Origin of the sequence: uncultured Azohydromonas sp., assembly GCF_937926365.1 — a bacterium.
GTDB lineage: Bacteria > Pseudomonadota > Gammaproteobacteria > Burkholderiales > Burkholderiaceae_C > Azohydromonas.
On record NZ_CALAOH010000110.1, the window covers coordinates 1 to 14478 of the forward strand.

The following is a 14478-nucleotide window of genomic DNA, read 5'->3' on the forward strand; positions in this document are numbered from 1 at the left end:
GGGCGCGGCGGGCAAGCGCGCGGCGGTGGCCGCCAGCGGCGTGCAGGCCGCGGCAGCCAGCAGGTTGCGGCGGGGCAGGCGCAGGTTCATCAGTGGCTCCCAGGCAAAAAATGTTGATCGGTCAACGGCGGCCGGCCGGTCCTTCAGGCCGCGGCCGTTTCGGCGGGCCGGGCCGTGTCCTCCAGCTCGAAGGCGCGCGTCTCCAGCTCCAGGAAGGCGCGCATGAAGCCCGCCAGCGCGGCGTAGAAGCCGCCGGCGTCGGCGGCCTCGATGTCGTCCAGGCAGCGCCCGGCCCAGGAGGCCAGGTGCGCCTCGAAGAAGAGCGCCTGCTGCGCCGGCGTGCGCCGCGGCAGCCCCGGCGCGCCGGTGATCAGCAGCCGCATCACCTCGCACAGCGCGCCCAGGTGGTCCTCGGGCTCGCCCACGCCGGCACGCCGGCGCAGGCCCAGCCGCGCCAACGTTTGGCGCAGCAGCGCCAGCGGCGTGTCCATCAGGAAGCCCGCCAGGTACAGGCTGGCATAGGGATTGAGCAGCGGCTGCCCGGCGCTCACGAACAGCGCGTCGAAGCGCTCGCGGATCGCCTCGCCGTCGCCGCGCGCGGCCGAGCGCAGCGCGTCCCAGGCGCGGCCCAGCGGCGTGCCGTCCTCGGCATAGGGATCGGGATCGGCCCCGGCAGCGGCCTCGACCGGGGCCGCGCCGCCCAGCGGCGGCGCCTGCGCCACGGCCAACAGCAGCGCATCGTCCGGCGGCGCCAGCAGCAGCCGCGCCAGCAGCGCGTACAGGTCCGCGCGCGACTGTTCATGCGGCGGCAGGGGAATTTCCAGCGGGTGCAACGGCATCAAGGCACTCGGATGACTGCATCGCAATACAGCAGCCGGTGTGCCCGTCATGCCCCGGGATAAGCCCGGCTCACAATCCCATTACCCGGAATTGGGCGGGAATTGGTCTTACCTCTGATCACCCCGCATTTCCCGACCGTAAGAAACCAAACGGGCATTGAATGCCGCATACCCGCCGCCTACGCTGTCTTGCCGAAGCAAAAGGAGTTGAGCATGAGGCTGCCGGGATATTGCATCGCAACATTGCTTACCCAGGCGGCGCTGGCCGTGACGGCGCAGGCGGCGCCTCCTCAGTACCGCGTCGAAGCCTTTGCCGGACCGCCCGGCGCTCTACGTTTCAGCGTCACCGAAATCAATAATGCCGGCAGTGTTTCAGGCACGCTGGTCAACCCGGTGACCGGCCGCGAAGAGGCTTTTCTCTACCACCGTGGGCGTTACGAAACTCCGGGCTCGCTCGGTGGGTTCGCGAGCGCGGGCATCGATGTCAACCGCCGCGGGCAGTTGCTCGTCAACACGCACGATGCCTTCCTGCATCCGCTGCAGGCTTTCGTGGTCAGCCGCGGCCGTGCCTCGGCCATTCCGCTGCCCACGGGCGCCACGGGCCCTGTCGTGGCCGTGGACATCAACAACGCCGGCCACGTGTTGGGGATCACGGCGGGCGGCGGCAGTGCCCTGCCCTTCATTTACGACGGCCAGGTCAGCCGCTTCATCGAGCTGCCCAGCGTGGAACGTCTCAATTTGGTGGGATTCAACGACCGGGACGAGATCGTGGGCGACATCTCTTTTCCGGACCGCAGCGATATTCAACCTTTCACCTTCAGCAATGGCCGTCTCACGGTGCTGCCGCTGCCGCCCGACGAGCCGCCGGTATTCAGGGATTTCACGCGCGTGTTTTCCACGCGCATCAACAATGCCGGTCAGATTCTCGCCAACGTCAGCGGCACGGTGGACGGGCATGTGGAGGACGAGGATTTTCCCGTCATCCACGGCGCGGGCGGCTACACGCAAATCGGCCCGACCAATACCTCCTTTTTCACGGACCTGAATGAAAAAGGCTGGGCGGTGGGCGGCCATGTCATCGACTTCGGCGATCCGCCCACGCTGCGGGCCGCGATTTACCGCGACGGCCAGTTTTTCGATCTCGACCGCCTGCTGCGGCCGGCCGACGCCGCCGTGTGGACGCTGAGCTCCAGCCATGCGCTCAACGACCGGGGACAGGTCATCGGCTTCGGCAACCTGGGGGCGTTCATCGCCACGCCGGTGCCCGAACCCGGCGCCCTGGCGCTGATGGTGGCCGGGCTGCTGGGCGTGGGTGCCGGGGTGCGGCGGCGCACGGGCTGAGTCCCGGACGGGCCGGTCCTTCACCCCGGCCAGTCCACCCGCACCGCCAGCCCGCCCAGCTCCCGCGAGCGCTCCACGTCCACCCGCGCCCCGTGCGCCGCCGCGATGCGGCGCACGATGGACCAGCCCAGGCCGCTGCCGCTGGCGCCGCTGCCCAGCACGCGGAAGAAGCGCTCGCCCAGCCGCGCGCGCTGCGCCTCGTCCAGGCCCGGGCCGCTGTCCTCCACCCACAGCCGCACGCCCGCCGCAGGAGCGTCCACGGGGCTGGGTGCCAGCGTGCCGGCTTCCGGACCCATCGCCTCGTCCGCTTCCGTGCCCGCATGCGCCAGCCGCACCCGCACCCGCGCGCCGGGCGGGCTGTAGCGGATGGCGTTGTCCACCAGGTTGCGCAGCAGCACCGCGGCCAGCGTCGGCTCGGCGCGCACGCGGCGGCCGGGCTGCGCCTCCAGCGACAGCTCCTGCCCGCGGTCCAGCGCCGCGGGGGCCGCGTCGGCCAGCACCTGGCGCGCCAGCTCGTCCAGCGCCAGCGGCTGCAGCGCCGGCGCGGCGGCGGCCTCCAGCCGCGAGAGCGTGAGCAGCTGCTCCACCAGCCGCGTGGCGCGCTCGCAACCCAGCAGCACCGACTCCAGCGCGTGGCGGCGCGGCGCCTCCTCGCCGGCCGCCAGGGCCACCTGCGCCTGCGCGCGGATCGCGGCGATGGGCGTGCGCAGCTCGTGCGCGGCATCGGCGGTGAAGCGGCGCTCGGCATCCATGAGCGGCGCGATGCGCGCGAACAGCCGGTTCAGCGCGTCCAGCATCGGCACCATTTCGGTGGGCGGCGTCGAGCCGGGCAGCCGCAGCGGCTGCAGCGCACGCGGGTCGCGCGCGGCGATGGCCGCGCCCATGTCGCGCAGCGGCAGCAGGCCCCGGCGCACGGCCCACCAGGCGCCGCCTACCAGCAGTGGCAGGGCCAGCACCACCGGCCACAGCATGCTGCGCAGCAGCACCCACAGGATCTGGTGGCGCGTCACCTCCTGCTCGGCCACGTGGACGCGCACCCCCTGCGCCAGGCCCGGCGTGGTGAACACGCGCCAGCGCTGGCCGCTGAACTCGCGATGGCTGAATCCCGGCACCAGGCTGGGCTCGCCCATGGGCTCCCGCGGCGCCTGCGCCGAGCGCACCCAGAGCAAGTCGCCATACCAGACCTGGAAGGCCACGCGCGGCGCGTAGCGGTGCAGCGTGGGCACGTTCACCATGTCGTCCGCGTCGGCGTCGTGCACCTGCGCTACGAGCATGCCCGCGGCCTGCGCCAGGTGCGCGTCCAGCAGTTCGTCGAGCGCGTCGTGCACGTCGCCCCAGGTCAGCGCCGCGGTCATCAACCAGACCGCCCCCACCAGGCCCAGCAGCAGCGCCAGCAGCCGGGCCTGCAACGAGCGCAGCGGCCCCGGTCCCGCGGGCCGCTCGGCCGCCCCGGGCAGGGGCGCCTCCACCGCCATCTCAGGCCACCGCGGGCTGGAGCGCGAGCCGGTAACCCACGCCGCGCACGGTCTGGATCAGGCCCGCGCCGAGCTTGCGGCGCAGGTGATGCACGTGCACCTCCACCGCGTTGCTCTCCACCTCCTGGCCCCAGCGGTAGAGCTGCTGTTCCAGTTGATCGCGCGACAACACCCGCCCGGCGCCGAGCATGAGCGCGTGCAGCAGGTCGAACTCGCGCGTGGAGAGCTGCACCGGCGCGCCATCGAGCGTGACGGCGCGCGTGGCGGCGTCCAGCTCCACACCCTGTGCGCGCAGCCGCTCCTGCGGCTGGCCGTGCGCGCGGCGCACCAGCGCGCGCAGCCGTGCCGCGAGCTCGTGCAGGTCCACCGGCTTGACCACGTAGTCATCGGCGCCGATGTCCAGCCCGCGCACGCGCTCGGGCACGCCGTCGCGCGCGGTGAGCACCAGCACCGGCACGCGGATGCCGGCCTGGCGCACGGTGGACAAGACGTCCATCCCGTCGCGGCGCGGCAGGCCCAGGTCCAGCACCGCCGCGGCGTGCACCTCGGCCAGCAGCTCGTACTCCGCAGCCACGCCGTCGCGTACCCAGTCCACCTGGAAACCCAGTTGCGACAGCCCCGCCTGCAGTCCGTCACCCAGCAGCGGGTCGTCTTCGGCCAACAGGATGCGCATGGCACTTCTCCCTCTTCTGCATCTTCATGCTGCGCTCGGTTCGGTGCGGGCGCATTGACCTGCGATCACTTCCGTCGCGGCGAATTGGAGCGGGGACGGCTTAAGACGGTCTGAACAGGGCGGCACGGCCGCACTCCAGCACCTGCGCCGCGGCCGCCAGCGCAGGCGCGGCCGCCAGTACCCGCGGTTCCGGTGGCAGCAGCTCCGGCGCGGCAACGGCGGTCCGCAAAGCCAGCGCGTCCGGCAGCACTCTTCAAAATTGTTAATAAGAATCGTTATCATTCGCTTTTCAATCAAAGAACACCAACGATTCCGGCCCGGACGCGAGCCTTCACGTCCCGGAGACCGGATCGGGTCTGACAGGAGTCCAGAGCAATGCATGACCGTGTGTCCGGCGGGCGTTTCCAGCGCCGTCCCCATCGGCTCAAACCCATCGGCGTCGGGGTATTGCTGGCGCTTCAGGGGGCCGCCTGGGCCCAGGCCGACGAGGCTCCTGAAGCCAGCCTGCCGGCCGTGGTCGCGAAGGAGCAGGCGCCCCGGGCCACCACGGAAGGAACGCGCTCCTACACCACTCGGCAGGCGGGCACGGCCACGCCGCTGGGCCTGCCGCTGCGCGACACGCCCCAGTCGGCGTCCGTGGTGACGCAGCAGCGCATCGAGGACCAGGCGCTGCGCACGGTGCTGGACGTGGTGGACAACGCCACCGGCGTGTCGGCGCGCCGCTTCGAGACCAACCGCGTGGACTTCAGCTCGCGCGGGTTCCAGGTCCGCAACCTGATGATCGACGGCGTGCCCACGACCTGGGACACGACCTGGAGCGCGGGCGAGGCCTTTGGCAGCCTGGCGCCTTACGACCGCGTGGAGATCGTGCGCGGGGCCACGGGCCTGACCAGCGGCACCGGCGACCCGTCTGCCGCGATCAACCTGGTGCGCAAGCGCGCCGACAGCCGCACCTTCAGCGGCTCCGCCGAGCTGGGCGTGGGACGCTGGGACCAGCGCCGCGGCATGGTGGACCTGTCGGCTCCCCTCAACGACAGCGGCTCGGTACGCGCGCGCGTGGTCGGCGAGTACCAGCGCTCGGACAGCTGGATCGACCTCAAGCGCGACGAGAGCAAGACGCTGTACGCGACGCTCAGCGCCGATCTGACGCCTCGGACCCGGTTGTCGGTGGGCCTGAGCCGGCAGGACAGCGACACGGACAGCCCGATGTGGGGCGGCCTGCCGTACTGGCATGCCGACGGCTCGCTCGCCGACTGGCCTCGCTCCAAGACCACCGCAGCCCGCTGGGCGCGCTGGGATTCCGAGCACGAAACCCTGTTCGCCGACCTGGAGCACCGCTTCGGCAACGGCTGGAAGGCGCGTGCCAGCCTCAACCGCGGCGACCGCCAGGGCGACACGCCGCTGCTGTACATGTATGGGGCCCCCGACCGCGTGACGGGCCTCGGCCTGAACACCTGGCCAGGTTGGTATCGCAACCGCACCCGGCAGGACGACGTGGGCCTGAACGTGAGCGGGCCGTGGCGGCTGGCCGGGCGCGTGCACGAGGCGGGCTTCGGCTACGCCTATTCCAAGAACCGCTTCAACGCCGACAGCCGCACCGCGCCGTTCGGCGTGGCCGGCGACTTCAACGCCTGGGACGGCTCCTATCCCGAGCCCGACTGGAGCCCGTGGGCCTTCTACCAGAAGGACCGCACCGAGCAGCACGCGGCCTACGGCGTCGTGCGCCTGAACGTGGCCGATCCGCTGCGCGTCATCCTCGGTGCGCGCGTAACGAATTACGAGAAGACCGGCGTGGACGCCGACGGCAGCACGCTCTACCGGATGAAGTTCGCGCGCGAGCTCACGCCGTACGTCGGCGCGATCTACGACCTGAACGACACCTACTCCTTCTATGCCAGCCACACTGGCATCTTCCAGCCGCAGCGGCTGCGCGACATCAACGGGCGCTACCTGGACCCCGTCGTCGGCAAGAACACCGAGGCCGGGATCAAGGGCGAGCTCCTCGACGGCCGCCTGAACGCCGCGCTGGCGGTGTTCCGCATCGAGCAGGACAAGCTCGGCCAGGCGACCGCGCTGGACGTTCCCGGCGGCTCGCCGGGCGAGAAGGCCTACGTGGAGTCGCAGGGCGCCACCAGCAAGGGCTTCGAGATCGAGGTGACCGGCGAGCTGCAGCCGGGCTGGAGCGTGAGCGCCGGCTACACGCAGTTCCGCGTCAAGGACGCAGCCGGCGCGGACGTCAACACGATCTACCCGCGCAAGCTGCTGCGCCTGTTCACCGCCTACCGGCTGCCCGGCGCGTGGAGCGCGCTGACGCTCGGCGGCGGCGTCAACTGGCAGTCCCGCACCTGGACCGGCGCGACCAACCCGCTGGGTGCCCCCGCCCGCATCGAGCAGGATGCCTATGCGCTGGTCAACCTGATGGCGCGCTACGACATCAACGCGCAATGGACGGCGCAACTCAACGTCAGCAACCTGCTCGACAAGAAGCACTACGGGCTGTTCGACGCGTTCGACCAGATCAGCTACGGCGAGCCGCGCAACGTGTCGCTGAGCCTGCGCTACAAGTTCTGAGCGCCATCATGCGAAGCGTCACCCTCAAGCGCTGGACCTGGGTGCACAAGTGGAGCAGCCTCGTCTGCACCGCGTTCATGCTGCTGCTGTGCGTGACCGGGCTGCCGCTGATCTTCCATCACGAGATCGGGCACCTGCTCGGCACGGAGGTGGAAGCCCCGCCCATGCCCGCCGACACGCCCAGGGCGAGCCTGGACCGGGTGCTCGCGGTCGCGCGCGCGCAGCATCCGGACCGCGTGGTGCAGTTCGTCTCCCAGCCCGAGGACAGCAACGACCTGTGGTTCGTCACGATGACGCCCACGCCCGATCCCACCGACGACTTCCGCTCGGTGGTGGTCGATGCGCGCACCGGCGAGGTGCTGGCGCAACCACGCTTCGACGAAGGCTTCATGTGGGTGATGCTCAAGCTGCACGTGGACCTCTTCGCCGGACTGCCGGGCAAGCTGTTCCTGGGGCTGATGGGCCTGCTGCTGCTGGCGGCCATCGTCAGCGGCGCGGTGCTCTACGGCCCCTTCATGCGCAAGCTGGAGTTCGGCGCCGTGCGCCGGGGACGGCGGCCGTGGCTGAAGTGGCTGGACCTTCACAACGTGCTGGGCATCGTGACGCTGATGTGGCTGTTCGTCGTCGGCGCCACCGGCATGATCAACACCTGGGCCGACCTGCTGATCAAGTACTGGCAGCACGACCAGCTCAGCGCGGTGCTGGCGCCCTACCGGGGCCAGCCGGTGGTGCCGCCGGCCGAGCGCGCGTCGGTGCAGCGCTCGCTGGAGTCGGCCTCGCAACACGCCCCCGGCATGGAGCTGTCCTTCATCGCGTTTCCCGGCACGGCCTTCTCCAGCCCCCACCACACCACGTTCTTCCTGCGCGGCAACGAGCCGTTGACTGCGCGCCTGCTGCAGCCGGTGCTGGTCGATGCCCGCAGCGCCGAGGTCACCGCGGCGCCGCGCCTGCCCTGGTACCTGACCGCGCTGCTGGTGTCCCAGCCGCTGCACTTCGGCGACTACGGTGGACGGGCGATGCAAATCCTGTGGGCGCTGCTGGACATCCTGTCCATCGTCGTGCTGGGCAGCGGGCTGTACCTGTGGCTGCGCAAGGGAAGCGCCGCGAATGCCGCAACGGACGCCGCGGCCGCGCAGCCGGCGGGGGTGTCGCCATGAGCCGGCCGCGCTCACCGTGGGCCTGGGCGACCTGGCGCTGGCCCGTCGTCCTGGCGCTGCTGACCGGCATCGGGCTGGCGTCCGGCCTGTTCAGCGACGGCGGCTTCGGCGATGCGCTGGCGGGCGCTTGCCTGGCGGCACCCGCGGCTGCGGGGCTCTGGTTCGGATGGCTGAGACGGTGAAGGACGCCGCGACACGTTCCGCGGCATCCCCGCCGGCGTAGGGGAACGGCGGTTGCCGCCGGGCAGCGGCGCCGCACCGGGCGGCGGCTCACCACGAGGAGACGTGCATGCCTTCCCCTTCCCTGGTTTCCTGGCCGCTGGCCGCGGCGCTGGCCGCGTGCAGCGGCGCCGTCCTGGCCCAGCAGCCGCTGGAGCGCGGCAGCGCCACGGTGCACCGCCTTGCGCCCGCGCAAGGCGAGTTCTCGGCCGCCATCGTCAACCGGCTGTCGGTGCCGCCGGGTTTCCGTGTCAACCTCTTCGCCTCCGGTCTGGGGCAGCCGCGCATGATGGAAGTCGGCCCCGACGGCACGGTGTACGTCACGCGGCGCAACCGCGGCGACGTGCTGGCCCTGCGCGACAACGACGGCGACGGCCGCGCCGATGAGCGCCGCACCTTCGCCTCGGGGCTGGAGGAGGTCAACGGCATCGCGCTGCAGGACGGGCAGCTGCTGCTGGCGGGCTCCACCACCATCTGGCGCACGCCGCTGGGCGGCAGCGCCGCGCCGCGGGTGCTCATCAAGGGCCTGCCCGATGCCGGCCAGCATCCCAACCGCATGGTGCGCGTGGCGCCCGACGGCACGCTGGTGGTGTCGGTGGGCAGCAGCTGCAACAACTGCGCCGAAGGCAACCAGGTCGAGCGCGCCACGCTCATCCGCTACACGGCCGAGGGCCAGCGCATCGAGGTCATCGCCAAGGGCTTGCGCAACACCATCGGCTACGACTGGCATCCGCGCACGGGCGCGCTGTGGGGCATGGACCACGGCAGCGACTTCCGCGGCGACCGCACGCCGCCCGAGGAGCTCAACCGCATCACGGCCGGCAAGCATTACGGCTGGCCGATCTGCTGGGGCGACCGGCAGGTGGACCCGCTGGCCGAGGCGCGCCCGGCCGATATCGCGCTGCGCCCGGGCGATGCCAAGCCGCTGGGCTCACCCCACATCACGCGCGAGCAGTTCTGCGCCTGGACCGTGCCGCCGGTGCTGACGCTGGCGGCGCATTCCGCGCCGCTGGCCATGCGCTTCTACACGGGCACGCAGTTCCCGGCCGAGATGCGCGGCGACGCCTTCATCGCGCTGCGCGGCTCGTGGAACCGGCGCGATCCCGTGGGCTACAAGGTGGTGCGGCTGCGCTTCGGCCCAGGCGGGCAGCCGAAGGGTTTCGAGGACTTCCTCACCGGCTTCCTCAACGCCGAGGGCACCGTGCAGTGGGGCCGCCCGGTGGGCATCGCCTGGCTGCCCGACGGCTCGATGCTGGTGTCCGACGATGGCAACGGCGCCATCTACCGGGTGCGCTACGGCGGCTGAGCCTCGGCCCCGCGGCGCAAGCGCAGGCGGGACGCAGCGCACGGACGGCCTGGGTGCGCGGCTTGCTAAACGATGGCCCCCGCACCGCAGGCACTGGCATGGACAAGCACCGCACGCTGCCGCGCGCGCCGCTGACGCTGTTCGCAGCCGGACTGGTGGCGGCGGCGCTCGCCGGGCTGTGGCAGCAGCGCGCCAACGACAACTTCGTGCGGGAGCGTCTGCAGGCCGCGGCAGAGCGGGCCGCCGAGGCCTTGCGCCGCCGGCTGCAGGCCTACGAATACGGACTGATGGGCACGCGCGGCGCCGTGCTGACCGCCGGCGACAGCGCGGAGATGCTCACGCACGAGCAGTTCCGCCGCTACGGCGCATCGCTGGACATCGAGCGCCGCTTTCCCGGCGTGCTGCGCTTCGGCTTCGTGCGGCGGGTACCGCCGGCCGGCGAGGCGGCTTTCGTGGAGGCCATGCGTCGCGAAGGGCGGCCGGACTTCCGGATCTACCAGCTGGAACCCCATGAGGGCGAGCGCTTCGTGCTGCAGTACACCGAGCCGAAGCGCTCCAGCAATCCGGCCGTGGGACTGGACCTGGCTTCCGAACCACAGCGGCGCGATACCGCGCTGGCGGCGCTGCGTGAGGGCGAAGCGCGGCTGACACCGCCGCTGGTGCTGTGGCCGGCCCGGGGGCCACGGCCAGCACCGCGAGGCTTCGTGCTGATGCTGCCCCTCTACCGCAGCCTCGCGCCGCCCGAGCCGGCGCAGCGCGAGGACCAGGGCTTCGGCTGGGTCACGGCCTGGCTGGAGGCCAACGAGGTGCTGCGCGACTTCCATGCCGAAGCCGGCGGCATCGCGCTGGCGCTGGCGGACGTGACGACGCCGCAGGCCCCGCGCCGCTTCCATGCCTCCGACACCTGGGTCGAGCCCGCCCCGGGCGCATGGCTGCACACGCTGACCCTGTCGCTGTACGGGCGCCAATGGCAGCTGCAGGTGCAGCCGCTGCCACCCTTCATCGCCCGGCTGCGGCTGCGCGAACCACTGGAGGTGAGCGTCGTCACCGGGGCCGTATCGGGCCTGCTGGCGCTGCTGCTGGCCGGGCGGCAGCGCGCGCGGGAGCGCGAGCGCGTGATCCAGGCCGGGCGCGAGCGCCTGGCCGCGGTGGTGGAAAGCTCGCACGACGCCATCATTGCCCACCTGCCCTCGGACCACGTCACCAGCTGGAACGCGGCCGCGCAGCGGCTGCTGGGCTGGAGCGCGCAGGAAGTGCTGGGGCGCACGCTGACGGAGCTCACCGTGCCGCCATGGCTGCGCGGCCAGGCGCAGCAGGTGATGGAGCGCGTGCAGCGCGGCGAGGACGTGCCGCCCTTCGACACGGTGCGCACGGACCGCGAGGGCCGGCTGCTGGAGGTATCGCTGTCGGTGTCGCCCACCCGCGACGCGCACGGGCGCGTCACGGGCGCGGCCACCACGCTGCGCGACCTGCGCGCGCAGCGCGAGGCGCAGGCGCGCATCGCGGAGCTCAACGTCACACTGGAGCAGCAGGTGCAACAGCGCACCGACGAGCTGCGCGCCATCCTGGCCAGCGCCGGCAGCGCCATCATCTGTACCGACCTCGGTGGCCGCATCACGCTCTTCAACCCGGCCGCAGAGCTGATGCTGCACCTGCCGGCGGCGGTGGCGCTGGGGCGTTCGGTCCTGGATCTGCACGACGCCGCGGAACTGCGCGCGAACGCCTGGCGCTTTCCGCAGGTGGTGCACGAGCACGCCGGGCAGTTGCCGCTGTGGTTCCAGGCCGCGCTGCAGCGGCACCCGGCACCCGGGACCGCCGGCGGCGACGGCGAGGCCGAGGCCGACGTGCGCGGCGAGTGGACCTACGTGCGCGGCGACGGCTCGCGCTTTCCGGGGCTGCTCAACGTGAGCCTGCTGCGCAACGGCAGCGGCCGCGCCGTGGGCTTCCTGGCCGTGATCGTGGACCTGAGCGAGCGCAAGGCGATGGAGGAAGCGCTGCGCCGGCGCACCGAGGAGGTGGAGGCGCTGGCCGCGCGCGAGCGCGCCATCCTCGCCGGCGCGGGCAGCGCGATCGTCGTCACCGACGCGTCGGACCGCATCACGCTGTTCAACGAGGCCGCCGAGCAGCTGACCGGCCATGCCCGCGCCGAGGCCCTGGGCCAGCGCGCCGTCGCGCTGCTCTTCGACGCCGAGGAGCTGCGCCAGCGCCAGCGCCGGCTGCAGGAAGCCCTGGGCCGCGCGGTGGCCCCGGGCGAGCTGTTCATGACGCGCACGCGCGGCGCCGAGGGCGGCGAGTGGCGGCTGCGGCGCGCCGACGGCACGCGCGTGCCGGTGCTGCTGGACGTGCGCACGCTGCGCGACGAGCGCACGCGCACCGTGGGCCTGATCTACGTGGCGGTGGACCTGTCCGAGCGCAAGCGGCTGGAAACCGAGCTGCAGCAGCGCACCGAGCAGGCCGAGGCCGCCAACCGCGCCAAGAGCGCCTTCCTGGCCAACATGAGCCACGAGATCCGCACCCCGCTCAACGCCGTCATCGGGCTGAGCCACCTGCTGCAGCAGATGCCGCTGGAGGGGCGCCAGCGCGAGTTCGTGGGCCACATCGCCGGCGCGGGCGAGCAGTTGCTGGCGCTGGTCAACGACGTGCTGGACCTCTCCAAGATCGAGGCCGGCGAGATGCGGCTGGAGCGCGTGCCCTTCGCGCTGGGCACGCTGCTGGAGCAGCTCGCGGCGCAGGCGCGCGTGCAGGCCGACCAGAAGAAGCTGGCGCTGCGGCTGCAGGCCGCGCCAGCGCTGCCGCCGCGCGTGTGCGGCGACCCGGTACGGCTGCGGCAGGTGCTGCACAACCTGCTGGGCAACGCCGTGAAGTTCACCCAGGCCGGCAGCGTGACGCTGCGGGTGCAGCCGCTGGCTCCGCCGCCGGAGCCTCCGCCCGGGCACGCGAGGCTGCTCTTCGAGATCGAGGACACCGGCATCGGCATTCCGGCCGAGGCGCAGGCGCGCATCTTCGAGGCCTTCACCCAGGCCGACAGTTCCACCACGCGGCGCTTCGGCGGCACGGGGCTGGGGCTGTCCATCGTGCGGCGGCTGGTGTCGCTCATGGGCGGCACGCTGGAGCTGCGGAGCACGCCCGGCCAGGGCAGCCGCTTCAGCGTGACGCTGGTGCTGGCGCTGCCGGAGGACGACGCCTGAGCCCGGGCCGGGACGAAGGCTCGGCCGCCCAGGCCGCCTCAAACCCGTGCATAAGTCTCGGGCTCCGCCGCTTCGAGGCGAACGCCCCGGGCACGCCCCGGGTCCGCTTGCGAGCCCTGTCAACCTGGCCCGCTAAGCTGGGCCGCGCCCCGGTTCCGGGCCGTGGGATGCCCGCGGCAGGCCGCCCGGCGCACCGGTCGCCAGCAGGGATTCCCGCTGTCATCCACGCCCCCGCAGCCCATTGCCATGAAACAGCCGCCCGCCATCCTGATCGTCGAGGACGAGGCCGTGATTGCCCTGGACCTGAAGCTGGAACTGCAGGACATGGGCTACCGCGTGCTGGGACCGGTGGCATCGGGCGAGAAGGCGCTGCGGCTCGCGGCGCAGGAGCCGCCGGACCTGGTGCTGATGGACATCCGCATCCAGGGCCCGCTCGACGGCGTGGACACCGCGGCGCGGCTGGGCACCGGCGGCGGGCCGCCGGTGATCTTCCTGACCTCACACAGCGACGACGAGACCGTGGCGCGCGCGGCGCGCACCGCGCCGCTGGGCTTCCTCACCAAGCCCTTCCAGCCGCGCGAGCTGCGCGCGGCCATCGAGGTGGGGCTGGCGCGCACGGCGCTGGAGCGCGCGCAGCGCGCGGCCGAAACGGCGCAGGCGCAGCGCGACGCGCAGGTGCAGCTGCTCTCGCGCGCCAGCCACGAGATGCGCACCCCGCTCAACGCGGTGCTGGGCTTCGCGCAACTGCTGCGCAACCTGCCCGGCAACGAGGGCCCGCTGGCGCAGCGCTACATCGGCCACATCGACGAGGCCGGGCGCCAGCTGCTGGCGCTGGTGGAGGACCTGCTGGACCTGCAGCAGGGCGCGGACGGCCTGCGCCAGGCGCTGCGGCCCCAGTCGCTGGTGCTGGCGGGCTGCGTGCAGGCCGCGCTGGAACCGCTGGGGGCCCTGGCGCAGACGCGGCGCGTGAGCATGCACAGCCACGGCATCGCGCCGGAGCTGCGGGTGTGCGCCGATGCGGCGCGGCTGCAGAAGGTGCTGACGGCGCTCGCGTCCAACGCCATCCGCTACGGCCGCGAAGGCGGCCACCTGTGGGTGCAGGCGCAGGCGCTGGACGGGCGCGTGCGCATCACGCTGGCCGACGACGGCGAGGGCATCGCGCCGGAACGGCAGGCGCAGCTGTTCCAGCCCTTCGCGCGCGCGGGGCGCGAGCATTCCCCCATACAGGGCACGGGCCTGGGCCTGGTCACCGCGCGCACCCTCGCGCAGGCCATGGACGGCTCGCTGGAGTTGCACAGCAGCCCCGGCCTGGGCACGGTGGTGAACCTGGAACTGCCCGCGAGTTGAACCCGGCAAGCAAGGAAACGGACACCGGACACGAGGCGTCCGAACCCAGGGAAAACCCGCATTTGCCCTTCATGTAATTGATACAGGTTAATTGGGGCGGCATTTTCAAATGACCGGCTGTCCCGTGAAATCTTTTCATGCGTTTTGAAAGCGCTTTGAAAATTCCCCATGCCAAGAAACTCCCACGCGGCCGGCTGATAAGCGCGCACTCTGCAGATCTTGGAAAGCAGGCCAATATCTGCTTCCAACTCGCACTTGGGAGTGAAGTGATCCTTTCGGGTTGAGCCCTTCGATAAGCTCAGGAGAGCCCTGTCGAAGCCCTGCGGCTGCATCCGAGCGCCTGCCCTTCGACACGCCTGTGC

Annotated in this window: 10 protein-coding genes; 7 read left to right on the plus strand and 3 right to left on the minus strand. The window is 71.9% G+C overall.

The genetic code is table 11. The features are described from left to right. Positions 1-143: 143 nt before the first annotated feature. The gene (locus Q0741_RS11215) at positions 144-839 is read right to left on the minus strand and encodes a molecular chaperone TorD family protein (protein ID WP_298233286.1); all 696 of its coding nucleotides are present in this window, start codon (positions 837-839) and stop codon (positions 144-146) included. Between the two features lie 102 nt (positions 840-941). Between Q0741_RS11215 and Q0741_RS11220 the strand changes: the two genes are divergently transcribed. Further along, positions 942-2180, plus strand: a complete 1239-nt coding sequence (locus Q0741_RS11220) for a PEP-CTERM sorting domain-containing protein (protein WP_298233287.1) — start codon at positions 942-944, stop codon at positions 2178-2180. A 20-nt stretch (positions 2181-2200) separates the two neighbouring features. On the opposite strand, the gene Q0741_RS11225 is transcribed toward Q0741_RS11220, so the two are convergent. After that, positions 2201-3649, minus strand: a complete 1449-nt coding sequence (locus Q0741_RS11225; protein ID WP_298233288.1) for an ATP-binding protein — start codon at positions 3647-3649, stop codon at positions 2201-2203. Between the two features lie 7 nt (positions 3650-3656). After that, positions 3657-4328, minus strand: a complete 672-nt coding sequence (locus Q0741_RS11230) for a winged helix-turn-helix domain-containing protein (protein ID WP_298233289.1) — start codon at positions 4326-4328, stop codon at positions 3657-3659. A gap of 375 nt (positions 4329-4703) precedes the next feature. Between Q0741_RS11230 and fhuE the strand changes: the two genes are divergently transcribed. From fhuE to Q0741_RS11260, 6 genes are all read left to right on the plus strand, one after another. Beyond that, positions 4704-6899, plus strand: a complete 2196-nt coding sequence (fhuE, locus tag Q0741_RS11235; protein WP_298233290.1) for a ferric-rhodotorulic acid/ferric-coprogen receptor FhuE — start codon at positions 4704-4706, stop codon at positions 6897-6899. A gap of 8 nt (positions 6900-6907) precedes the next feature. After that, positions 6908-8056 carry a PepSY domain-containing protein gene (locus tag Q0741_RS11240; protein ID WP_298233291.1) on the plus strand — a complete coding sequence of 383 codons (1149 nt, stop codon included), beginning with the start codon at positions 6908-6910 and terminating at the stop codon, positions 8054-8056. Further along, positions 8053-8238: a hypothetical protein gene (locus Q0741_RS11245; RefSeq protein ID WP_298233292.1), complete on the plus strand. Its 186-nt coding sequence runs from the start codon at positions 8053-8055 to the stop codon at positions 8236-8238. Before Q0741_RS11240 ends, Q0741_RS11245 begins: the two co-directional genes overlap by 4 nt. Before the next feature lie 107 nt (positions 8239-8345). Beyond that, positions 8346-9581, plus strand: coding sequence for a PQQ-dependent sugar dehydrogenase (locus Q0741_RS11250; protein WP_298233293.1), 1236 nt, complete (start codon positions 8346-8348; stop codon positions 9579-9581). A 98-nt stretch (positions 9582-9679) separates the two neighbouring features. Further along, entirely contained in the window at positions 9680-12769 is a 3090-nt protein-coding gene (locus Q0741_RS11255) for a PAS domain S-box protein (protein WP_298233294.1), read from the plus strand. A 246-nt stretch (positions 12770-13015) separates the two neighbouring features. Beyond that, positions 13016-14116 carry an ATP-binding protein gene (locus Q0741_RS11260; protein ID WP_298233295.1) on the plus strand — a complete coding sequence of 367 codons (1101 nt, stop codon included), beginning with the start codon at positions 13016-13018 and terminating at the stop codon, positions 14114-14116. Positions 14117-14478: the final 362 nt, after the last annotated feature.